The organism is Psychrobacter maritimus, from assembly GCF_029953575.1.
Taxonomy (GTDB): Bacteria; Pseudomonadota; Gammaproteobacteria; order Pseudomonadales; family Moraxellaceae; genus Psychrobacter; species Psychrobacter maritimus.
On sequence record NZ_CP124526.1, the window covers coordinates 2,455,624 to 2,480,465 of the forward strand.

At 43.3% G+C, this 24,842-nt stretch carries 17 protein-coding genes; 8 read left to right on the forward strand and 9 right to left on the reverse strand.

All coding sequences use genetic code 11. The features are described 5' to 3' along the window. Positions 1–80: 80 nt before the first annotated feature. Complete coding sequence (gene gltS, locus QJS82_RS10460; RefSeq protein WP_201619822.1) at positions 81–1,355, forward strand: sodium/glutamate symporter; 1,275 nt, start codon at positions 81–83, stop codon at positions 1,353–1,355. Positions 1,356–1,461: 106 nt separating this feature from the next. Here gltS and glyA read toward each other — a convergent pair whose 3' ends face one another. From glyA to QJS82_RS10475, 3 genes are all read right to left on the reverse strand, one after another. Beyond that, positions 1,462–2,718: a serine hydroxymethyltransferase gene (gene glyA, locus QJS82_RS10465; RefSeq protein WP_281490428.1), complete on the reverse strand. Its 1,257-nt coding sequence runs from the start codon at positions 2,716–2,718 to the stop codon at positions 1,462–1,464. Between the two features lie 413 nt (positions 2,719–3,131). After that, entirely contained in the window at positions 3,132–3,632 is a 501-nt protein-coding gene (locus QJS82_RS10470) for a chorismate--pyruvate lyase family protein (protein ID WP_281490429.1), read from the reverse strand. Between the two features lie 86 nt (positions 3,633–3,718). After that, a complete protein-coding gene (locus QJS82_RS10475) occupies positions 3,719–5,077 on the reverse strand; it encodes a GNAT family N-acetyltransferase (protein ID WP_281491713.1) in 1,359 nt (452 codons plus the stop codon). Between the two features lie 186 nt (positions 5,078–5,263). Between QJS82_RS10475 and QJS82_RS10480 the strand changes: the two genes are divergently transcribed. From QJS82_RS10480 to QJS82_RS10490, 3 genes are all read left to right on the forward strand, one after another. After that, on the forward strand, positions 5,264–5,704 hold the full coding sequence (locus QJS82_RS10480; protein ID WP_281490430.1) for a transposase family protein: 441 nt from the start codon (positions 5,264–5,266) through the stop codon (positions 5,702–5,704). 8 nt (positions 5,705–5,712) lie between these two features. Then, complete coding sequence (locus QJS82_RS10485; protein ID WP_281490431.1) at positions 5,713–6,096, forward strand: transposase family protein; 384 nt, start codon at positions 5,713–5,715, stop codon at positions 6,094–6,096. An 830-nt stretch (positions 6,097–6,926) separates the two neighbouring features. After that, positions 6,927–9,146, forward strand: coding sequence for an NADP-dependent isocitrate dehydrogenase (locus QJS82_RS10490; RefSeq protein ID WP_281490432.1), 2,220 nt, complete (start codon positions 6,927–6,929; stop codon positions 9,144–9,146). Between the two features lie 216 nt (positions 9,147–9,362). Here QJS82_RS10490 and icd read toward each other — a convergent pair whose 3' ends face one another. Next, positions 9,363–10,622, reverse strand: coding sequence for an NADP-dependent isocitrate dehydrogenase (gene icd / locus QJS82_RS10495; RefSeq protein WP_281490433.1), 1,260 nt, complete (start codon positions 10,620–10,622; stop codon positions 9,363–9,365). A 668-nt stretch (positions 10,623–11,290) separates the two neighbouring features. Here icd and QJS82_RS10500 point away from each other — a divergent pair. Both QJS82_RS10500 and copM read left to right on the forward strand, forming a co-directional pair. Further along, positions 11,291–11,917, forward strand: a complete 627-nt coding sequence (locus tag QJS82_RS10500) for a pseudouridine synthase (protein ID WP_281490434.1) — start codon at positions 11,291–11,293, stop codon at positions 11,915–11,917. Positions 11,918–12,176: 259 nt separating this feature from the next. Further along, the gene (gene copM / locus QJS82_RS10505) at positions 12,177–13,013 is read left to right on the forward strand and encodes a CopM family metallochaperone (protein WP_281490435.1); all 837 of its coding nucleotides are present in this window, start codon (positions 12,177–12,179) and stop codon (positions 13,011–13,013) included. A 157-nt stretch (positions 13,014–13,170) separates the two neighbouring features. Here the strand turns inward: copM and QJS82_RS10510 are convergent, their stop codons facing one another. Then, entirely contained in the window at positions 13,171–15,180 is a 2,010-nt protein-coding gene (locus QJS82_RS10510) for a M61 family metallopeptidase (RefSeq protein WP_438656710.1), read from the reverse strand. Between the two features lie 403 nt (positions 15,181–15,583). Between QJS82_RS10510 and QJS82_RS10515 the strand changes: the two genes are divergently transcribed. Further along, positions 15,584–16,069: an FKBP-type peptidyl-prolyl cis-trans isomerase gene (locus tag QJS82_RS10515; protein ID WP_149490575.1), complete on the forward strand. Its 486-nt coding sequence runs from the start codon at positions 15,584–15,586 to the stop codon at positions 16,067–16,069. Positions 16,070–16,598: 529 nt separating this feature from the next. On the opposite strand, the gene QJS82_RS10520 is transcribed toward QJS82_RS10515, so the two are convergent. Then, positions 16,599–18,809, reverse strand: coding sequence for a carboxy terminal-processing peptidase (locus tag QJS82_RS10520; RefSeq protein ID WP_201562450.1), 2,211 nt, complete (start codon positions 18,807–18,809; stop codon positions 16,599–16,601). Between the two features lie 554 nt (positions 18,810–19,363). On the opposite strand from QJS82_RS10520, the gene nagZ reads away from it, so the two are divergent. Continuing rightward, positions 19,364–20,434 (forward strand): beta-N-acetylhexosaminidase, encoded by a 1,071-nt coding sequence (gene nagZ, locus QJS82_RS10525; RefSeq protein ID WP_281490437.1) that lies wholly within the window; start codon positions 19,364–19,366, stop codon positions 20,432–20,434. Positions 20,435–20,559: 125 nt separating this feature from the next. Here nagZ and QJS82_RS10530 read toward each other — a convergent pair whose 3' ends face one another. The 3 genes from QJS82_RS10530 to QJS82_RS10540 all read right to left on the reverse strand — a co-directional run bounded on the left by QJS82_RS10530 (position 20,560) and on the right by QJS82_RS10540 (position 24,589). Beyond that, positions 20,560–22,164, reverse strand: a complete 1,605-nt coding sequence (locus QJS82_RS10530) for an OmpA family protein (RefSeq protein ID WP_281490438.1) — start codon at positions 22,162–22,164, stop codon at positions 20,560–20,562. A gap of 461 nt (positions 22,165–22,625) precedes the next feature. After that, positions 22,626–23,840, reverse strand: coding sequence for an IS256 family transposase (locus QJS82_RS10535; RefSeq protein WP_281490439.1), 1,215 nt, complete (start codon positions 23,838–23,840; stop codon positions 22,626–22,628). Positions 23,841–23,872: 32 nt separating this feature from the next. Then, entirely contained in the window at positions 23,873–24,589 is a 717-nt protein-coding gene (locus tag QJS82_RS10540; protein WP_281490440.1) for a hypothetical protein, read from the reverse strand. Positions 24,590–24,842: the final 253 nt, after the last annotated feature.

The following is a 24,842-nucleotide window of genomic DNA, read 5'->3' on the forward strand; positions in this document are numbered from 1 at the left end:
AGAATCTTAATTCGAGATAAAAACAGATTTATCCCGAATTTAGGTTAATTTATATTGATATTTATAGAAAGGACAAATATATGGAAGTCACCCTAAACGGCTATTACACTCTGATATTAGCCACATTGGTACTGTTGCTTGGACGCTTCTTGGTCAAGAAAATCAAATTCTTAGAGGACTTTAATATTCCAGAGCCTGTCGCGGGCGGTCTGGTTGCTGCTACAATTGTATATGCGCTTAATTTAGTATGGGGTTATAGTTTTAACTTCAATCAAGCATTACAAACGGCGACCATGCTCATGTTTTTTGCCTCTATTGGTCTAAGTGCCGATTTTGGACGCCTTAAAGCGGGCGGCTCACCACTATTGATTTTCACTATCGTAGTATCGGTGTTTATCATCTTACAAGATGTCGTGGGCGTGGCAATGGCAAGTGTGCTTGGACTTGATCCTCTGCTCGGCTTGGTAACAGGTTCAATTGCCCTAACAGGTGGACACGGTACTGCAGGCGCTTGGGGTATTGTGTTAGAAGAACAATACGGTGTGGTTGGTGCCACGACTCTTGGTATTGCCGCTGCTACTTATGGTTTGGTGGCAGGTGGTCTGGTTGGTGGTCCTGTTGCACGCAGATTGATCAACAAAATGGGCCTTAAACCAACACCGGTAAATCCAAATCCAAGCGAGGTGGAAAAACTGGCTGGTAAGCAATCGTTATACAGTACCAAGCATACCGAAGATGACGATCATAGACATGAAGAGATGTTTGAGAAGCCTGATAATATTCGTCTGATTACCGCTTCTTCTACTATCGAAAGTTTGGCATTGTTTGCAGGCGCTTTAGCATTTGCCGATTTGATGACCATCGTTGCACAGGGCACCGCATTTGAGTTACCTACCTTCGTTTGGGCATTAGCAGGCGGCGTTATTATCCGTAATGCGTTAACCATGGTGTTCAATTTTGATATGTTCGACCGTGCTATCGATGTGATTGGTAATGCGTCGTTAAGCCTATTTTTAGCCATGGCGCTACTGTCATTGAAACTGTGGGAATTGACAGATTTGGCAGGTCCAGTCTTGATTATCTTACTGGTACAAACTGCCGTCATGATTGGTTATGCTTATTTTGTCACCTTTAAAATCATGGGCAAAGATTATGATGCCGCCGTTTTGGCAGCCGGACATTGCGGTTTTGGTATGGGCGCAACCCCGACGGCGATTGCCAATATGCAGGCAGTCACCGATCGCTATCTGCCGTCACCTAAAGCATTTTTGATCGTACCTATGGTTGGCGCGTTCTTTGTCGATATCGTTAACGCGACGGTATTGCAGATATTTACCAAGTTGCCATTTATGTGATTTGATAAAGTTAAACCCTGATTTAAATAGCTGTAAAACAAAAAACCGCCTAGCAAAAGCTAAGCGGTTTTTTTATCTCTAAATTATAAAACTAATGAATCAGAAATTACTGATTTTTAGCATATACAGGAAGCTCTTTACAGATAGCTTCAACTTTACCACGTACTTCAGCAGCGACTTTTTCATCGCCACGGCTATCTAATACGTCACAAATCCAACCAGCCAAATCACCTGCTTGCGCTTCGTTAAAACCGCGAGTGGTAATCGCTGGCGTACCGATACGGATACCAGAAGTCACGAATGGAGATTTTGGATCGTTTGGTACAGCGTTTTTATTAACCGTAATGTGCGCATCACCCAACCATTTATCGGCTTCTTTACCGGTCATGTCTTGCTTGACTAGGCTGATCAGCATGAGATGGTTTTCAGTACCGCCAGAGATGATTTCATAACCGCGATCTTGGATGACTTTTGCCATCGCTTGGGCGTTTTTAACCACTTGCTGCTGATAGGTTTTGAAGTTATCTTCTAAGGCTTCTTTAAAGCAAACCGCTTTTGCCGCGATGACGTGCATCAACGGGCCGCCTTGGTTACCTGGGAATACCGCAGAGTTTAACTTTTTCGCAAGCTTCTCATCACGAGCCAAAATCATGCCTGAGCGTGGGCCACGTAGGGTTTTGTGCGTTGTAGTCGTGACCACATCAGCAAATGGTACTGGGCTTGGGTAAACACCGCCAGCAACCAAACCTGCAACGTGTGCCATATCAACAAGCAAGTACGCGCCAACCTCATCAGCGATGTCACGGAAACGCTGCCAATCAACGACTTGTGAATACGCTGAGAAACCAGCAATAATCATCTTTGGCTTGTGCTCACGCGCAAGAGCATCAACTTGGTCATAATCGATAAGACCAGTCTCTTCAACCAAACCATACTGTACGGCGTTGTAGTTTAGACCTGAGAAGTTGATATGCGCGCCATGCGTCAAGTGACCACCTGCGTCTAGGCTCATGCCTAGCACCGTGTCATTGGCGTCTAATAATGCTAAGAAAACAGCAGAGTTCGCTTGGCTACCAGAGTGTGGCTGGACGTTGACGTACTCAGCACCAAACAACTCTTTTGCACGATCAATGGCCAATTGCTCAACCACATCGACGTGCTCACAACCACCGTAATAACGCTTACCAGGATAGCCTTCAGCGTATTTATTGGTTAGGTCAGTGCCTTGTGCTTCCATCACTGCTTGTGAGCAGTAGTTTTCTGAAGCGATAAGCTCGATGTGGTTTTCTTGACGAACGCTTTCAGCGGCCATGGCTGCAGCAAGTACTGGATCAAACTCTTTGATAGAAATATCTTTAAACATAGTGATGTCCTAGGTAGTGGCTATCGTTAATGGTGGTGCTCATTGAAAAGAGGCGAGTAATAAAAGGAGGTGAAAATGGGCAAGTAAAGACAATTAACCTGTTATTAACTTGTCCAGATTGGCAATAAAATCGAAAGATAAAGGCATCGATATCATCGCTAAAGATTAAGTGTAACATGAAAATTTGTACTGTGAGCGCAAAAAAACCTCACGGAAAGCTGAAGGATTTAAATGACGCCATAATGAGATTATCAAGCAAATAAATGCGCAATAAAATCATTGTTTTATATTTCTGATTTCTAGGTCTTGCTTGATTTTTTAGTCAAATAATTATTTGTCGCCCATAAAAAAACAGCCACTTTTAAGAGTGACTGTTTTATTTATTGATACATCAGTTAATGCATGCATCGACATCAAGCATCACTAGACAAAAACGCTGCTAAAAAAGTCTCACTAATCAGTATTTTGCGCCCATACCAATCATACAGCGTCTGCCGTTGCCAGCCCTCTGCCGTTTTTTCGATAGAACGTTGATTGGGCAAGGTGCGTCTGCGCTTAAATAACACGTAGCCAATCGGCGTGCTTTTTAACTGCTGCAAACGGCGGGCACGCCCTTTTAAACTTGCTAGCGGGAAAATACTTTGTGCTTGCACCCATGGCTGCTCATCATTGCCATATAACTGTGCCTCACGTACCCACGCTAGTAATGGACGGCTCAGCGCCGCGCCTTTTACACCCAATTGTTTTTTTTGTGCCAAGGATAATAACCGATAACCCTCAAAGCTACGCTCGACACCTAACGGCTGCCCTGATTTTACCTCGAGCATGGCAGTGAGCGAACCTTCCGTATTGAGAAAATCTAATAGCTCACTGGGAGGCGATAACGGATCAGAACAACAAAGATTAGAGGTCATAGTTTACGGCTGATAGGAAAGTATTAGATAGAAAGTTATTGAGTAGAGATTACCAAAGAACATTTATTGTGCATTAATTAGTGTTATCAAAAATCACTGTCATTAAACGTCGGCATATTATCAATATTAAAGGGCAATGCTGCAAAGGCTTGCTGACGATATTGCGCCATATGCATGCGGTCTTTTACACAGAAATTACTAATCGCCGGGACAAAACGCCCATCGTAAATACGGTGCAACGAGTGAGTTTTGGTCGGAACAAAACCACGAATTAATTTATGCTCACCTTGAGTGCCTGGGTCAAAATAGGTCAAACCTTGCTCGATAGCAAACTCGATACCTTGATAATAACACAGCTCAAAGTGCAAGCTATCATACTCACCCAGCGCGCCCCAATAACGACCATAAAGCGTTGCATTTTTACTATCAGGCTTATCATATAAAAATAAACTGCTGGCGATAATATCAGCATTGGCATCAAGCGCTTGCGCGAGCATCAAATGCTTAGGCATGGTTGCTGCCAATCTCTTGAAAAAATCTAGTGTGAGATAAGGCTGCTGCCCGCGTACAGCGTATGTCATTACATAACAATGATAAAACGTCTGCCAATCTGCCTCAGTGATAGCATCACCGCATTTACGCTGGCATATAATACCTTGCTCAGCGACTTTGCGCCGCTCAGCACGAATGGTTTTACGTTTTTTGGCTCTGAGTGTCGCCAAAAATGCCTCGAAGTCGACAAACGGCTGACTGTCTTGGCTCAAATATTTATTTTGCCATAAAAACTGGCAGCCTTGGCGCTCCAGTATCGGTAACTCAATCGGTTTTGCCGCCTCGCCATTTGCTTGACTGTTAAGCGCCATTTCTATATCAATATCAGTCGGCAGCGCTGCGTGAGCGATAGCCGCCATCTCAGGCGTGACAAACAAGCCATGCCAGCCAGACGCTTCCACTTGCTGAGCGATATCGTCAACCCCTGCGATAGCTGCCTTTAAAATGTCAGCATCTAGCACCTCACCCTCTGTTAGCCATAAACGTTGTCCCGTAATGGGTGTATAAGGTGCGCTGGTTACCAAACGCGGATAATAATCGAGGCCATACTGCGCATAGGCTTGTGCCCACGCATGGTCAAAGACAAACTCGCCTTGATGGTGACCTTTAATAAAAACGGGCATGACTGCAATCGGTTGGCCTATTTGTTCTGAAGATAGCTTTGAGGAAGATAGCTTTGCCGAAGATAGCGCTTCCTCAATTGCCTTACCATCTATATCGTTTGGGCGATGAATTAAGATATAAATCGGCAACCAGCCGGCTTTTTCGCCGATTGCGCCCGTATCACTCAGCGCCTGCCAAAACTCAAACGACATAAAAGGCGTATCTGGCGTCTGCCAGTTGGTCAATTGCTGCCAGCTGCTATCGCTGAGTAACGCATATTGCAAATTCATCATCACCACACTCTCACCCTGCTATTTCCTAGACCATTTTTCTTTAGCGTTTAGCCTATCAAACTACCATGCTTTTGCTGTCACAATTTGCAAAAACTCATGAGTTTATCCAATCCTCACTAGACCTCTTGCAAAAGTAGCAGAGGATTTTACAATAACTAATACATTCACAACTGGCTAGGAACCATGCCAAACATAGATAAGCTACTCGAACAAAATAACACTGGCTTCAAACGCTACACGGGCATTCATAAAGCGACCTTTTATGAAATGCTTGAGGCCATGCAGCAGCATGAAACCCAAAAGACCAAATCAGGTAGACCAAGCGTGCTTAGTCTTGAGGCGCAAATATTACTGGCCCTTACTTATTGGCGTGAATACCGGACGCTGTACCACATCAGTATGGACTTTGGTATTCATGAATCTTCTGCCAGCCGTATCATTCGTAAAGTAGAAGATGTTCTTATTGATTCAGGAAAGTTTGATTTACCTAAAAAGCTGCCTAGTAGAGTCGATGACGATATTAATTGGTCAGTCGTCATCGTCGATGCCACTGAAACCCCTATTGAGCGTCCAAAAAAAACCAAAGAGACTACTATAGCGGCAAGAAGAAACAACACACCTTAAAAGCGCAAGTGATCGTCCACTGGAAAACAGGCTTGATATTAGATGTTCAAACTTCCAAAGGGTCAATCCACGATTTTAAGCTCTATAAAGATACTTGTCCTGACTGGTTACCTTGTGACGTTAAACTATTAGCAGATAGTGGTTATCAAGGTATAGCAAAGTTACATGAACAGAGCTTCACCCCCTTTAAAAAGCCACGTGGGGGCCAACTGTTAGAGCTCTGCAAACAAGCCAATCACTATCTGGCAAAGTTTCGTATTATGATTGAACATAAAATAGGCTTAATTAAATTGTTCAAAATTGTTGCTCATAAATATCGCAACCGTCGTCAGCGCTATGATCTTAGAATTAAGCTATTCGCCGGTGTTGTTAATTTCGAGCTTGGTTTATGACTTTTGCAAGAGGTCTACTATCTAATCCTCAAAAAAAGAGCACTTTGTTTATGTTTAAAACGTCCTCTTAAAACGCCCTCTTCGAAACACCTTTGTCAAAAAAGGGAAGAAAAAGCAGCACAAAAAAGCCATCGTCAGCAAAGCAGCTGACCAAATGGCTTATTTGTTAATGACTGTTTTATTTTTATGGCTGAAAATTAAGCTTAAGTACAGATTTGGTTTGGACTGCAATAAACGCTAAAAAATGGCTATTTGAAAGAACCGCTTTATTGGAGAATAACTACTATAACAAGCACATTGTTATAGAAATAAGCTCATGTGTGCAGAAAATAGTATTAAAAGCGTGCAAATTGTCTGCAAAAGATGATATCGACGTTGATGACTGGTAGAATAAGGTTATTACTAGCTTAATATAATTCAGATACATAGGATATGAGCGAAAATAGTATACTTAGTTCAATGTACAAGATTGACATCATATCGAATTTATAGTGGATCGACTATAATATGGCGTCAGTCATACATTCTCAGACCATTTTAGTCTGAGAGCTTTGAAGTAAATGGTCAAGATGACCTTTGAATAATGACCTTTAATAAAATAAGTGCTTGCTACAGCGACTTTTTAACAAAGGCCAACCTAAGAAAGGTCAGTCACTGCTTATGAAAGATTTTTCTAGCAGTCTTGACACTCTAGAATGGCAATAAACGACGACACTTGATGTATTTGAACCAACCCGTAGCCCATTATTGTATGCAGGCTGTATAGAGCTGTTAAATAATACCTCAGCTTTATTGGCCTCATTAATGACAACAAGGAATACTCTACTAACATGTCAAAAATTATTTATACAAAAACTGACGAAGCCCCAGCGCTTGCAACCTTATCATTCTTGCCTATTGTAAAAGCATTTACCCAAACAGCAGGCATCGAAGTCGAAACCAGTGATATCTCTGTTGCAGCGCGTGTGTTGGCTGAATTTCCAGAATACTTAACGGAAGAGCAGCGCGTTCCTAATAACCTAGCTGCGCTTGGTCAATTAACCCAAGATCCAAACGCCAATATCATCAAATTGCCAAATATCAGTGCCTCTGTGGGGCAATTAAAAGCGGCAATTAAAGAGATACAAAGCAAAGGCTACGCGATTCCTAACTTTCCAGATGAGCCACGAACGGAAGAAGAAGAAGAAATCCGTCGTCGCTATGGCAAGAGCCTAGGCAGCTCTGTAAACCCTGTCATACGCGAAGGTAACTCAGACCGCCGTGCACCAAAAGCAGTGAAAAACTACGCCCGTAAGCACCCGCATTCTATGGGTGAGTGGAAGCAATGGTCACAAACGCACGTTTCACACATGCACAGTGGCGACTTCTATGACGGCGAGCAATCGATTACCTTAGATAAAGCCCGTACCGTACGTATGGAGCGCGTGGCTGAAGACGGCACGGTTAATGTTTTCAAATCAGGCATCGCTTTGCTCGATAAAGAAGTCATCGACTTGATGTTTATGAGCAAAAAAGCGCTGCTTGAATTTTATGAGCGTGAAATGGAAGATTGCCGTGAAGCCGGTATCTTATTTTCACTACACGTAAAAGCCACCATGATGAAGGTATCGCATCCTATCGTCTTTGGACACGCGGTTAAAACCTATTATAAAGATGCCTTTAATAAGCATGGCGCGTTATTTGACGAGTTAGGTATCAACGTCAATAACGGCATGGCAAGTTTGTACGAAAAAATTGCCGAATTACCAGCCAGCTTACGTGAAGAGATTGAGCGCGATTTACATGCTTGCCAAGTACATCGTCCACGTCTAGCGATGGTTGATTCATCAAAAGGTATCACCAACTTCCATTCACCAAGTGATGTGATTGTCGATGCTTCTATGCCTGCTATGATCCGCTCAGGCGGTAAAATGTGGGGGGCTGATGGCAAAATGTATGACTGTAAAGCAGTCATGCCTGAATCTACTTTTGCGCGTATTTACCAAGAAATGATTAACTTCTGTAAATGGCATGGCAACTTTGACCCAACCACGATGGGTACCGTACCTAACGTTGGTTTGATGGCGCAAAAAGCAGAAGAGTATGGTTCGCACGATAAAACCTTCGAAGCAAGCGATTCGGGCATAGCTCGTATCGTTGACGAAGAAACCAACGAAGTATTGCTTGAGCAGCGTGTTGAGAAAGGTGACATCTGGCGCATGTGTCAGGTCAAAGACGAGCCTATCCAAGATTGGGTGAAGCTTGCCGTACGCCGTGCCCGTGAATCAGATACGCCAGTTATCTTTTGGTTAGACCCTTACCGTCCACATGAGAACGAGCTGATCAAAAAAGTACAAACCTACTTAAAAGATCATGACACTGACGGTCTACATATCGAAATCATGTCACAAGTTCGTGCGATGCGTTATACCTTAGAGCGCGTTGCGCGCGGTCTAGATACCATTTCTGCTACTGGTAATATTTTACGTGATTACCTAACTGACTTGTTCCCGATTTTAGAGTTAGGCACCAGTGCTAAGATGCTGTCAGTTGTCCCACTAATGAAGGGCGGCGGTTTGTTTGAAACAGGCGCAGGTGGTTCAGCACCGAAACACGTGCAACAATTGCTTGAAGAAAACCATCTACGTTGGGATTCTCTTGGTGAGTTCTTAGCCTTGACCGAATCTTTAGAGCATTTAGCTAAGAACGACGGCAATGCTAAAGCAAAAGTATTGGCCGATACCCTTGATAGAGCCACTGAAACGCTGCTGTTAAATGACAAGTCGCCTTCACGTAAAACGGGCGAATTGGATAACCGTGGTAGCCATTTCTATCTGGCTATGTACTGGGCTCAAGAGTTGGCAGCACAAGATGAGAATAGCGAGCTAAAAGCACAATTTGCGCCATTGGCACAAAAGCTTGAAAGCAATGAAGCGGCTATCATTGAACAGATGAATGCGGTTCAGGGTAAGCCTATGGATCTAAAAGGCTACTACTTGGCAGATGAAGTTTTAGCTGAAAAAGCCATGCGCCCAAGTGCCTTATTCAACGAGACTATTGCTTCGTTGTAACTGGCTCTAAACTGAATAAATGGCTCTAAACTGACTTAGTAAACATTGCTAAGTCAGCATGAATCAAACACCCCAAAGGTCTGAGACTTTTGGGGTGTTTTTTATGGCTAAATAAATAGATAACCATAAAAAAGCCACCTACGTCGCAGTAGATAGCTCTTCAAAATATAACTGGGTAAAACTTAGCTAACCAAAGTTTCTTAACTTATTAGCCAGTTAAGCATCCATATGTTTAATAATGGCTTGACCGAACTCAGAGCTGCTGAGCAAAACAGCATCTGGCATCAAACGCTCAAAGTCATAAGTGACGGTTTTGTTCTTAATCGCCCCTTTGATACCATCGATCACAAGGTCGGCAGCTTCTGTCCAACCCATATCGCGTAGCATCATTTCAGCAGATAAAATCAATGAACCTGGATTGACCTTATCTTGACCAGCATATTTAGGCGCTGTCCCATGAGTTGCTTCATAGACAGAGATTGACCCGCCTTTATTGGCACCCGGTGCGATACCGATACCACCCACTTCTGCGGCCAGCGCATCAGAAATATAATCACCGTTTAAGTTTAACGTTGCGATAACGGAATAATCAGCAGGACGCATGAGAATCTGCTGTAAAAAAGCATCAGCAATGACGTCTTTAATGACAATTTCATTGCCCGTTTTTGGATTTTTTATCGTCATCCAAGGACCGCCATCGAGCAATTCAGCACCGAAACGCTCAGCGGCAAGCTCATAGCCCCATTCTTTAAACGCGCCTTCTGTAAATTTCATGATATTACCTTTGTGCACGAGGGTGACACTCGGTAAGTCATTATCGATAGCATGTTGAATAGCTTTACGCACCAAACGCTGCGAGCCTTCTTTTGATACAGGCTTAATACCGATACCGCAGTCATCGGAAAAACGGATTTTGGTCACGCCCATCTCTTCTTTCAAAAACTTGATGACTTTTTTGGCATCATCACTGCCCGCTTTCCACTCGATACCTGCATAGATATCTTCTGAGTTTTCACGGAATATCACCATGTCTGTCAATTCTGGGCTATGCACAGGGCTTGGCACGCCTTCAAACCAACGTACTGGACGCTGACAGACGTATAGGTCAAGCTCTTGACGTAGCGCCACGTTTAGCGAACGCATACCGCCGCCAACTGGCGTGGTCAATGGACCTTTGATACTCACCACGTATTCGCGCAGAACCTCGAGCGTTTCGGTCGGTAGATATTCGCCATCATAAATTTTCGAGGCTTTTTCGCCGCAATATACTTCCATCCAAACGATGGATTTTTTGCCTTGATAGGCTTTTGATACCGCGGCATCAACGACTTTAATCATCACCGGCGTGATATCCACACCGATACCATCGCCTTCGATAAAGGGAATAATTGGATGATTGGGTACGTTTAGGGTTAAATCAGCATTAACGGTTACTTTTTCGCCGTCTCTTGGGACGATTACCTTTTCATATGGCATGGATCAAACTCCTTGATTGTATTTTTATAGTAGATAGCGCAAGCATCATGGCATCATTGGCATTCTGTTATGTTCGCTAGCTATTTATGTTTTGCTTTTGGCTTTAGCTAAGCAGCAGCGTAGCGAGTTAAACGCTAATTATTTGAGCAGCACATGCTGAGCAGTACATATTGCGCAGAACGTACTGAGCAGAATATAGCTAGGCCGACATGCTTGGCGAGGTGATGTATAATAGTTTTAAGAGTAATATTTAAAGATATTGTTGATGATATGATTAACACTTATTTTTAATAATCATGGAAAAAATCAAAGCTACTGCAAAAATTGCTTGGTCATTTATCGACAAAATCAGATGTCATTACAATAAGTAAAATGACAAAAAAACTTTATAAAAAATGCATGAAATTTTTCAGATTTTGCGAATGAAGTCATACAAAAAAACCGCAAGCTGCCTTAGCCATTGTACTAAGATAAAGCGTGCTTGATGATTTTTGTTTTGCATGAGCCATTTTTAGTTATCATTATGATAAATACCACAATCATAACATGGTTATCGATAATTGTAAGAATAGCCTTATAGCTTGCGCGTTTTTTAGCAAGCACTTACGCTTTTAATACTACTTCTATTTACCCTACATTCAGTTTTTATCTTTGGGAAACGCTATTTTATGTCGACCTCCAGCCTGATTTTATTCAACAAGCCTTACGGAGTACAAAGTCAATTTCGTGATGACAGCAATAATGACCACAGTACCCTATCGCAGTATTTCACCGATAAATCTCTTCGCGTCGCCGGTCGACTGGATGCCACCTCAGAAGGCTTGCTGATTTTGACCAGTGACGGAGGGGTTAATAAAGCCATTACCCAGCCGCCCTCTGCCAAGAATTTTGCGCAAAATAAGCAAAAACAAGGTAAGACTTATTTGGTACAAGTAGAAGGTCTAATAAGCGCTGACCAACTAAAGCAATTGGCTGCTGGAGTCCAGTTAAAAGATGGCAAAACCTTACCGGCAACGGCGCTACTGGTTGATGAAGCGGATTTACCTATTACGCTATGGCAACGCGACCCACCTATTCGTGAGCGCAAAAGTGTACCGACTTCATGGCTTATGCTGACCATCTATGAAGGCAAAAATCGCCAAGTCAGGCGTATGACCGCGCATGTAGGCTTACCTTGTCTGCGTCTTATTCGTTGGTCAGTGGCTGGATTCGAGCTTGGGTCGCTTGGCGTTGGTGAATTTGTGCGTATTCATTTAAGTCGTGAGCGTTGTCAGCAATTAGGCGTTATTGATTAGGGTTATTAATAAGGTATTTAGCCTTATAAACTGTTCATTTCTACTTATTTTAAGTACCTATTAATTGATTTTGCTGTTGAGCTTGTTAAAGATATTACGACTTGTTAAACATAGCGTCTCGAATGAGCAAGGTTTATCTGCTAAGCTACAAAACCATATTATCTTTGGGCGAAATCTGTATTTAATGTAGCGGATATCGCCTGCAGCTTGCTTATTGTTTGTCTGGTTTGTTATTTTTTATTGATAGTAAGGATATATCATGATTGCTTCTCGTCGTTTTACCTTGTTTGCCACTAGTATCTCTGCGGCGTTGCTGCTGAGTGCTTGCCAGCCCGCAACAGAGGATACCGAGGTAATGCCGGCAGAAGAAGCAATAACAACCACGACTGAGCCGTCTGAAGCTGCTGACGATATGGACGCCCATGCTGGCCATGATATGTCTGCGAGTGGCGATGTAGTAGACGAAGCACAAATGACGGATATGCTAAAAGACTATACGAAGTCGATGACCAGTATGCATAATGAGATGATGGTTGGTATGGGTTATAACGATCCCGATACCGCCTTTGCCAAAGGGATGCTCGGTCATCATCGCGGCGCGGTCGATATGGCAAAGATTGAGCTAAAATATGGGACTGATGAGACCATGCGCAAACTTGCCCAAGACATTATCGACTCACAGCAAATTGAAATCGATATCATGAATAAATGGCTGGCCAGCCACCCTGATGCGCCCAAACCCAAACCCAATACCGAGGCCATGCAAGCAGCTTATGCTAAAGGGATGAATACCATGCATAGTGATATGATGCTTGGTATTGCCGAACCTGAGGCTGATATGGCCTTTGCGCGCGGTATGCTGCCGCATCATATTGGCGCCGTAGATATGGCAAAAGTACAGCTTCAATACGGTACGGATGAAGAGATGCGTAAGCTAGCCCAAGACATTATCGATGCTCAGCAGCCTGAGATTGCACTGATGCAAAATTGGATTACGTCTCATAAAGCCAATAAAGCTAATAAAGCGACGGTTAATGATAATGCTGAAGCCGTTATTGGAGATGAAAAAGAGATTAAAGAGGATACTAAGTCTTAAGGCTAAATATTTAGGGCAGTAACATTTCTCCCTAATTTTTGCCTCTAACGATTTAAGCCTTAAAAACATAAAACCCTTGCTAAGTGATGCGGCTTAGCAAGGGTTTTTTAATATCTAAATGTCTAATCGCTTTTAACCTGCCTAGCTACTCTAGCTATTAATTTTTATAGCGCGCTATCGCATTAAGCCAAGCGTTTTCAGTATTTGCATAGTCTGCATATTTGGCATCGCCTTCGCAATCGGTACTAGCCCTTGCTAGACGTAAGCTGACGCTATGCGGAAATGCTTTTTCATTATCATCATGCGCGTCTTTATCAGCGAAATCAGATTTAGGTAAAACTTTCACCGTCATCAACTCATCACGGCGGAATAAATGACATTCCACAGCGCGCGTGGCCTTACTAAGCGTTGCTAATTGCTTAGTGTCTGCTTTAATACCATCGATTGCGACGACGACATCATGGGCTGAAATGCCAGCCTTAGCAGCGATACTGTCACGTGTTACGCGATTAACCTTAAGACCCAGTGGCGTCTCACTACAGCGCATGCCCCATGGCACATGTTTATCTGCCGTCTCTTTGGTATTAGGGTAAATTTTAATACCATTTTCTGTAAGCAGCGCCTCTAGGGGCAGCTCTTCAACGCCATTAACATAACGACGCTCAAACTCTTCCCAATCCGCTAATGGCATAAACTGCCCGATAACTGCCCCGATATCAGCACTACTGATGCCGATGCGCTTATTATCCTTTTGCTTTGCTTGACCATAAAAGGCTTTGACGACATCAAACAAACGATAACGTCCAGCGCTTTTTTCTAGTAAGGTTAAATCTAAGCATAACGCTACCAAGGCACCTTTATTATAGTAACTGATACCTGCATTGCCAGTGTTTTCATCGTTGCGATAGAGCTTAATCCAGGCGTCAAAGCTCGACTCGGCAACGCTTTGATGCGCGCGCCCAGGGGTTTGGTAATAGCGATTGATTTGTTCGTCGAGTAATTTAAGATAGCTTGCCTTATCAATGACGCCTGACGCTTGCAAAATAAAATCATCGATATAAGAGGTAAAACCTTCAAACACCCATAGCAATGGCGTAAAGGCTTCGCGGCGCAAATCCACATCCAACATCACATCTGGACGGACAGTTTTCACCCACCACGCATGAAAGTATTCATGGCTGCATAAGCCCAAAAAGCGTTGATAATCGGTACTTGGTACTTTTGGCTCATCAGCATTGGGCAAATCGCGACGCGGGGTAATCAAACTGGTCGAATTGATATGCTCCAGACCACCGTAATCCTGACCACTGGCAAAGGTCATAAAGGTGTAATCATTAAATGGCGCATCGCCGAGCCAATCTAGATAAGTTTGACAGATTTGAGTGACGTCTTGCTGCAAGCGTCCCATATTGGCGCTATGCTTACCGGCAAGATAAAAATGATGGCCAATCGTCTGGTGCTTATCATCTTGAATAATAAAATCAAAGCTATCTTGTTCAGCAATTTCAAACGGATAATCGATAAGCTCGTAATAGCTGCCTGCTTGTAGAGTATATATGCGCAGCTTATCACCTTGTGATTGTACTGCCTCAAGTCCACAGGCCAAGCGCACATGACTGGCATCTTTGTCGGCTAAAAATACCGCTGGCACGATTAAATCAACCTCTACCGCTTTTTGCTCTTGTCCTTCAATCGCTAAAGCAAGCGAGGTAAAATTGCCATATAAACGCTGCTGGTCGACATACGCAGTACGCACCGATAAATCATAACAATACACTTCATAATGGACATGTATGCTCTGCCCTGCGCGCACTTGCGGTAGCTGCCAAGTATTTTTATCTATTTTTTGCGCGCGATACGTATTTGTTTTTTTATCACTGTCCGTGAGCTGACTATCTAATGTTTGATTGTTTAGAGTTTGGCTATCTAAAATCTCATAGTGCACCGCGGTGATATTACGGGCAAATTCGCGCATCAAATAACTACCCGGTATCCATGCTGGCAACCACAAACTCGGCGCGTCAGTATCAGCGGTAAAGGTCAGCGCTACATCGACCAAATGCTCAAAAAAGCGTGCAAAGTCGAATTGGTAAGAGATAGGAGCGGTTTGCTGATTTAAAGTGCTGTTCAAAGTACTAGTAGGCAAAGCTTGAGAAGATGCAGTCATCATTGTTTCTTATCCTTATAATTTTCACTATTTATTTTAGTCGTACTATTTATTCACTACTATTATTATTGTTATGATCGTCTCTATGGTAGGAGTCATTATGCAAAAACGCAACTGGCAAACCTTACGCTGCTTATATTAAAGAGAGAAGAAGTCGTTAAAGAGCGTAAAAATCAGAAAAATCATATTTATTTACATTAATTCGCCGATTAATTGGCATTTTTTATGCTTTTAACCTTGAAACCGATAGGGGGCATCGCAATTAAAGATGCTAACTGCTAAAGTTACCCTAATAAACTGATGATAATTGACTAATGACGTGGCTATTTGGCTGGCTGATTGGCTTTTTTAGGTTTATTCCAACCGTATTTAAATTTTAATATCGACATATTTAGGATAATTTATGACTACTATCGCAAAAGACACTGCCGTCAAGTTCAACTACACTCTAAAAGACGACGAAGGTAACATCCTTGACCAGTCTCCAGAAGGTCAACCGCTTGCTTATTTGCATGGCCATAGCAACATCATCCCAGGTCTTGAGCAACAACTAGAAGGCAAATCTGCTGGCGAAAGAGTCAATGCCGTTGTAGAGCCTGCTGATGGTTACGGCGAATACCAAGAACAAGCGGTACAGCATGTACCACGTGAAAACTTCCAAGGCGTTGAGGACATCCAGCCTGGTATGCAGTTTCAGTCAGAAGCTGGCGGTCAAGTTATGCTAGTGACCGTTACTGATGTAAACGACAAAGAAGTGACTGTTGATGCAAACCATCCATTGGCTGGTAAGCGTTTAACGTTTGACGTTGAAATCCAAGAAGTACGTGCAGCAACTGAAGACGAATTGAACCATGGCCATATCCATGGCGCTGGTGGCGTTGAGCACTAATCTCTTTCTGAGTTTAGCGTACCATCGTTAGTATGCTTAACATAGTTAGGCGAATACTTAGTTATGAACGATAGTGTTATCGTCTAACTAAAAAAGGTCAGTAGAGCAATCTACTGACCTTTTTTTCGCACTACCTTTAATACAATGTTTGCAATACAAGCAATTTTAAAAAAAGCACCCTTATAAGCATTATCGAGATTGCAGACGTAACAAAGCCGCATAACGACAAGCATTATGCGGCTTTTATCACTAACCATCCATGTTAATGTTATTAGATACTTAATCCCGGAGCATCTTATAACGTTCAGGCTTCCAGCCTTATCATCCCTAATCAGCAAACCACCTATCCCTGATGCGACCTTTAAGATACCAATCCCTAGTACCTATGAACCTTTTCGTTCAATCGTGCCGTACAGTTATAATCGCAGATTGACCCAAGGTTAGTAAGAGGTCTAAACGTCAATGCGTGTAAGCATATGCTTACACGCATTTTTAGTGACAACAGAGATAGCCTAAAAGATACTATTTGCTATAACTTTTCTTCTGGGCTAGCGAGTACTTTTGCATCAGCGCTAAGCATGATATAAGCGGCTTCATTAATAAAGGCTTCGTCTTCAGGTAGCTCAGGACGTTCACTTTCTTTCATCTGACTACGCTCTTCAAATTTTGCATCCATCGCGGCTTGATAAGTATTCCAATTGGCATAAGGACGCTCACCCGTTGCGATAAGGCGCTTATTTTCAGCTTCCAATGAACGCTTCTCTATCAGCTGCATCTTGGCACGGCGGCTATTAATATCAAGAGGAATTGGTTTTTTCTCATCTTCCATATTGCGAATATCGTTTAGCGTTGATAGATAAACAAACTGCGGGTTTTTCTGCTGACGGATTTTTGATTGCTGGTTTAGCGTCGCTAACGTATTGGCAGAAAATTTACCTTCAGGCTTATAAGGCGCGGTTTTAATGGTATCCCACGGCAAAGCTTTTTTCTGCGCGCGCTCGCCAAAGGTCGCATCATCATAGATATTGACCAATTCAACATCAGGTACCACGCCTTTATTTTGCGTACTACCACCGGTGATACGATAGAATTTACGCTGCGTTAAAGTGGCTGAACCCAAAGCTAGACTATCTAATTGAATTTGCGCAGAGCCTTTACCCGTCGTTGTACTGCCGACGACCAAGCCACGACCATAATCCTGAATCGCTGCGGCAAAGATCTCACTGGCAGATGCCGATGCTAAGTTAGTAATAACGACCATCTTGCCATCATATAACTGCTCACCGCCGTCATCATCACGATAGACTTGGATATTGCCACGATTGTCGCGAATTTGCACCAGTGGACCGCTCTTGATAAAGAAGCCAAGCATCTTGGCAACTTCATCGAGCGAGCCGCCTGGATTGTTACGTAAATCAACCACTAGACCGTCGATATTTTTTTTATTCAACTCTTTAAGGGCTTTTTCAGTATCGACACTGACGCTACGGTACTCTTCGCCGTTACGACGGGCGCGATAGTTGAGATAAAAACTTGGTATCTCAAGGACGCCGATACGTTTGGGCGTTTTATCGATATTAGGGCGCTGAACTTCAACGACGCGCTGGGTGACGCCAGATTCTTCTTGTTGAATAATGTCACGAACCACGGTTACGTTACGGGCGCTAGCGTCTGGGGTATTTGGTTGACGTACTTTAATAGTTACCGAAGTGCCGCGCTTACCACGAATCAAGCCGACAATTTCACGCGTTGACCAGCCGACCACATCGGTCATGGTTTCGCCGTCTTTGGCGATACCGATAATCAAATCATTAGGTTTAATCTGACCAGACTTTGCCGCTGGACCACCGTCAACCAAGGTCACAATGCGAGTATAATCTGGGTTTTTACGGTCAGGGCGAATAGAAACCCCAATGCCTTCTAATTGTAAACTAGATTGAATTTGCAGCTCATTGGCTTGAATCGGCGCATAATAATTACTGTGCGGATCATAAGTCAGCATCGCCGTGTTCAAGATGGTTTCCATGATTTCGTCGTTTTTTAGACGGGTAAACTGCTCTTGCTGGCGTGATAAACGATTGAGCAAAATCTCACTTGGCGTGCGCTCATCATTACGCACCAAATCTTGTCCGCGCGTGATATCAGGATTGTCCAAGAATACTTTTTCTTTCGCCTTTTCATCTTCTTGACCCAAAGTAATACTCATCAGCTGAAACTTTAACTGACGCGTCCAATAATCACGCTGCTCTTTTTTGGTTTTAAAATGACTGAGCTTTTCGCGGTCAAGTACAATGCTATCTTTACTGGTTAAATCAAGATTTGTGTTTAGCAGCTTCTTTGCCATCGCGAAGTATTCATTAGAGCGTTTACGATAGCGCTCAAAAACTTCTACCCCAGCAGATAAGTCGCCACGTTTTAAGCGTGCACCAAATTCATCGGCATATTTTTTCTTAAATTCATCGACATCAGATTGCAAAAACAAGGTATGGTTTGGATCAAGGCTATCGATATACATGGATAGAATCTCGCTACCCGTTGCGCTATCGAGCGGCTGATTGAGATAATGGCTACGATCCAGCAATGCCGCTACCTGACGGGTGGTGACCTGTTGCTCAGGGGTGGCCTTAAAGCCTTCAGTATTGCTATCAGCCACTGCGGTGCCATAGCTTTGGGTAAGAATAAGACCAGCGATACCCACTGACGCTGCACTGAGTAACCACTGTGCTGGTTGTTTTTTCATCATATATACCTAATTATTTTAAGTGAAAAGTATGCAAAATATGCTTAGTTGTTATTCATATTAAAAGTTATCTAATAAACGGCTATCCACAAATCTGACTGTTTTTAACTGTATTATATTTACCATTAAACCATGCGATACGCTAGCATTAAAAGCGCGCAAACACATGATAGTTATTTTAGTTTTATCGTTAAAAAATCAATCAATACTAGCATGGCTATAAATACGCTGCTGTCTCAAACTGTATAAATAATCTTACCCGCCATGGCGCTGTGTCTTATGAGCCAACGAACGAACTTTCTATCAAACCTATTTATTGCTCTAACTAAATAAGTACTCATTAGCTCATCAACATAACTGTTTTAAATCAATTAAGCCGCGACATTATGCTCATCTTATAATAACTGTCATAATATAACCAATATGGCAATGAACAGCGATAGCGAATCATGACGATAAATCATGCAGCTCATGGCTTAGCGCTTTTTTGAGCTTAAATGTTTTTTGACCATAAACGATAATATAATAAGGTATAGCCTAATAAGGATCACGCAATGTACGGCGTCTTAATGATTGATATCGATAGTACCGCACTGACTGCTGAAGATGTCAGTTTAATCAAACAAGCACAAGTGGGCGGGGTAATATTATTTGCCCGTAATGTGGCAGACGCGGCGCAAGTGCGCGCCTTATGTGACGATATACGCTATCACAATGCCGATATCTTGATTGGCGTTGACCAAGAAGGTGGGCGCGTTGCTAGATTACGTAACGGTTTTACGCCATTGCCTGCAATGGGAAGACTTGGTGAGTTATTTAATCAAGACCCTAACCGCGCCCTGAGCCTTGCTTACGATTGCGGTTATTTGATGGCGGCCGAAGTATTGGCAGTCGGCATTGATTTAAGTTTTGCGCCCGTGCTCGATAGAGACGGTATCAGCCAAGTTATCGGCGACCGTAGCTTTCATCGTGAGCCGCAAGCGATTATTGCCCTAGCCAGCCAGTTTATGCGCGGTATGAAAGATGCCGGTATGGCAACTACCGGTAAGCACTTTCCCGGTCATGGTGCCATCGCCCCTGATTCACATGTGGCAGAAGCCATTGATACGCGTAGCTTAGATGAGATTATGAATAGTGATATGCAGCCTTTTGCGCAGACGTTGCCTTGGCTTGATGCCTTAATGCCAGCGCATGTGATTTTCTCCCAAGTCGATAATAAACCCGCAGGATTTTCAAAAATTTGGCTCAAAGACATCATTCGTGAGCAGCTTAATTTTGATGGGGTGTTATTTTCTGATGATTTATCGATGGCAGGCGCACAAGCTGCAGGCGATGTTAGCGCCCGTGTCAAAGCGGCGATTGAAGCAGGCTGCGATATTGCCTTGGTCTGTAATGACCGCGTTGCTGCTCACGAAGCTGCGGCAGCGGCACAAGAGCTCCCCTATCCTGACCAAAAACGCATCAAGACCATGTGTGGACAGATACCTGTTTGGCAAGGTGACCTTGAGTCAACATGCCAGCAGTTTGATTATTGGCAACAAGCAAAAGATAACGTTTTACAGACTTTCTTTCCGGTTCAAACAGAAGCGCAAGCGGTTTTAAAAGACCCCACTGCTTATAAATAATGCAGCTAACAAAACAAAGCTGATTTAACAAAATAAAAAACCGCACCTTATCAAGATGCGGTTTTTTTGCTATTCGAATTCCACTTAAAGCTTACTGGTTATCCATAAGCGCGTCTAAAATGATACTAATTACTGGTACTTGCTTGTGGGTCTAATGCCGTACCACGACTGGCATCATCAGCATCAGGCATTAGATCATCATTATCACTGTCTAATGGATTTAAGTCTGGGTCAAGGGCACTGTTACTAATCGCCATGCCATCGTTTGCATTTGCTGTCTCATCATAGACCACAAACTCAATACGGCGGTTACGGAAACGACCTTGCTCAGTGGCGTTTTCAGCAATAGGATCGGTCTCACCCATACCTTTAGTCATCAGCTTACTTGGATCAACGCCTTGCGCGACCAAATAATCTTTCATAGATTGGGCACGCTCTTCTGACAGCTTCATATTGTAAGCAGCATCAGCAGTTTTATCAGTATGACCAATAATCATCAACTTCATATCTGGTACTTGTTCCATCAATTTTACAGCGCGGTCTAATAGCGCTTTATTGGCATCAGGAATCACTGCTTTATCTACTTCAAAATTCACCACTTGTAGGCTGAGCGCACGAGCCACATCTTGCGGGTCAGGGTTTTGGCCAAGGTTATCCATCGCTGCTTGAGACGCCGTTAAGCTATTATCAATCTCAGCTTGGGTATCTAATGGCGCTTCTGGCTTGACGGTCATCGCTGGCGCAGCCGCTTGTAAATCTGCAACCAATTTATCTAATGCCGCAGCGTCAGGCGCATTAACGGTAATCGTATCGCCTTTGATTAACATGCTCGCATTCGGTACGTTTTTGACGATAGGTAATATAGACGCAAGTTGAGCGGCAGCTGGCATGTCAATTGAGAAGTTATCATCGACATCCGCACGGCAATTATTGGCTTCATCGCCAAATGTGGCGGTCAGAGCGTCCATAACATTGCCCTGTAGCGTCTCATTACCAACGTTCATACGGCAAGCGTATAGCTCACTGTTTTCGCCAGTCGCAATACGCAATGACGCAGGTTCAATATCCGCGGCAACCACTGATTGCCCATCATCGTTCACGGCTTGCTGCTCAGTAGCAACAGGCTTGCCGACTGGCTCAGGATTGTCTTGGCAACCTCTTAGTAGCGCCCACGCCAACGCACCCAAGATAATCAGTCCAATAATCGGTAGCAGCGCTTTCATAAAGCTGCCTTTTTCTTCCTCTTCACGGCGGATAGGGTCAGTGCTGACCGTATCAGACACGCGAGCGCCAGCGGGTGCAGCCGCAATCATACCAGCAGGTAAAATTGCACTCGCCCATGCTGGGATATGATGCTGATAACTAGCAAGATTGTCATTTAAAAACTGCGGTACAGGCGTCGTTCCTGCCAAGCTTTTGATTTCGTGATAGGCCAGTGGCGCGGCCATTGCAATTAAACCGCGCGCAGCAGTAGCGTCAACATTATGTTTACCAGCCAGCTCACGAGCGATTTGGTCACGGTGCGCGCCATCTGTCCATACCCGATCATAAAACCCTTGATCATCACGGGCGATATTTTCATTAGCAAAACGATTATAGGTATCGTTATCGGCTAGGCGCGCGGCAAAAATAGCATAAAACTGCTCAAGTAAATTTTTCTTAGCAGGAGTGCGGTCATCTCCTAGCACTGCTGGACTGACCGTCCGCGTTAAGTGACTGATAATATCCATAATGTCATTCCTCAATGAATTGTTATTTTAAATGGCTTGTTTTATATCGCGTGCATTCTCAAAAAGTAGAGCGTTGATAAAGTAGAGCGTTGATATTGATATTTTATGGCTGCTATTTAATATGAGCTCATGCTATTAATATTAAGTTAATAGTATTAGATAGCAGCCATAACTAGATTCAACTTTTGTTATTATAAAAGTATTAAGTATGTGTTCACAATCGACAGGCTGTTGTGCAATTGCTACGATAAGTAATGTTTCGGTTGTTACTCGTAACTGCAATGCTTAGAAAGTACAAATTACTAACATATGAACAGCTAATCGCTTAACTTTCACTGTAGTTGGTAAGTTAAATAGAAATTTGCATTAACTGTTTTAAGTATAGTCAGTTCAAAATAAAAACGATGCGTTAATAGTTATGGGCGACTGGGAGACCATCCCAGATTCTGTGTAACTGCCATTTAGATTAAATGCTTACTGATACGGTCATCAAACATAATCATAAAACGATTCAGAGCAGACGTCCAGTTACGGATTGGCATCGACCACTTTTTAGACGCCTGCTGGGTGGCTAAGTACACCACTTTGAATGCTGCCTGATCAGATGGGAACACCTTACGCTTATTCACCGCTGTCCGAATCACGCTGTTTAAAGACTCAATAGCATTGGTGGTATAAATCACTTTTCTGATGTCTTTAGGATACTCAAAGAACACCGTTAAGCCCTCCCAGTTATTACGCCAAGACTTGATGACATGTGGGTACTCTGTGCCCCAAGTCTCATCAAAGTGTTCAAGATTGGCCTCTGCTATCTCAAGCGTATCAGCGCCATAGATGGCCTTTAAATCAGCCGCTACGGCCTTTTTATCTGTCCACGGCACAAACTTCATCGAATAGCGCAGCATGTGTACGATACACAGCTGAACCTGAGCGTTGGGGTAGACGGTGTTGATGGCATCAGGGAAGCCCTTTAAGCCGTCGACACAGGCAATGAGGATATCTTGTACCCCGCGGTTTTGTAATTCAGTGAGAACACCTAGCCAGAACTTAGCGCCTTCGTTCTCTGATAGCCACATGCCAAGCAGCTCTTTTTTACCATCAAGTCCCACGCCTAGCGCCAGATAGATCGCCTTGTTGATGATCTGCTTGTCTTGGCGTACCTTAACGACGATGCAGTCCAAATAGACGATAGGATAAACACTGCTCAGCGGCCTGTTCTGCCAAGCGGTGATGTCCTCTAATATATTATCGGTGACTCTTGAGATAAGAGAGCTTGAGATGTCGACATCGTAGAGCTCTTTAATGCTCTCTACAATCTCGGTGGTGGTTTGACCCTTGGCGTAAAGGAATATGATTTTATCATCGAGACCTGAGATACGGGTTTGATGCTTACTAACGAGTACAGGCTCAAAGCTGCCACCGCGGTCTCTTGGGGTGGATATCTCAAGATCGCCTGTGTCACTGTGGACTCTCTTTTTAGTGTGCCCGTTACGCTTATTAGGTTTATCCGCCTTTTCATGTTTGGGGTAGCCGAGATGGTCTTCCATTTCAGCTTCAAGGGCAGTATCGATAAAGGATTGCATGAGCTGCTTTTGGAAGTCTTTGATGTCATCGAAGCTTTTCATGCTACCAGCCATTTGCTCGGCCAGTTTTTTAATGTCAGATTGAGTAGTCATTGCTTATTCTCCGGTTAGTGGATTATAAGCAGTTACACAAAGTTTGGGAAAGGCTCGGCTGCGGGATTGGCGTGGATAGCACCTGTATCGATAGCCGCTGTACTTAGACTGTTATCAAAACTTTCATTAGCAAGTTCTGCTGCCATATTTGGTTCTGTTATCAAGTTCGCAGAAGGATTTGCCCTACTTGCTTCAGTGGCATCATGCTTATTTAATAAAACAGGCGTAGCAGCTATCTCAGCTAGCGTACTTTGAGCATTGAACAATTCATCCTCAGCATGTTGCGCCGCGGTAATCATTGGAGCCGCCCATATCGGCAGATAATGGCGAAATGTGGGTTGCTGGCTTTGCAAAAATGCCGGCAAGAACTGCCCATTTGCCATTATTTTGAGCTCACGATAAACCAGCGGTGCAGCATTCATAATAAGCTTTGTGGTGGTGAGTTCATCAATATGATGAGTAGCCGCAAGCTCTTGAATAATAACTTGGCGCGCGTTCGGTGCTTGCCATAATTGCTCAAATAACGGCGTCTCTATTATATTGTCATTAGCAATCGGCTGATCATCACGCAGTAACTGCGAGTAAACTTGTGGCAACGCCAAACGCGCCGCCAAAATGGCATAAAACTGCTCTAATAAGCTGACATGGGACACATTACCATTATCAGCTTGATTAGTATGGTCGTCATTACTATAGCCACCCAACACCGCTGAGGTCACCGTTTGTTCTAATTGGTCGATAATATTCATAAGTTATTGCCTCTGTCGGCGTTGATTTAGGGGATATAACGGAGATGTATTTTTTTAATTTAACTTTATATTCTAAAAATTGTAGGAAGCTGAACGCGTAACAAGCAATATTGGTATATAAATTGCCTATCATTTATAACTTTCATTACTTTTTAAATGACTATAAATTAAATAACAATGAATTTGACAACGCTTAATGCCATAAACCTAAACGACTGCCAGAACTTTATTATTAATTTTTAGGTCTATTATT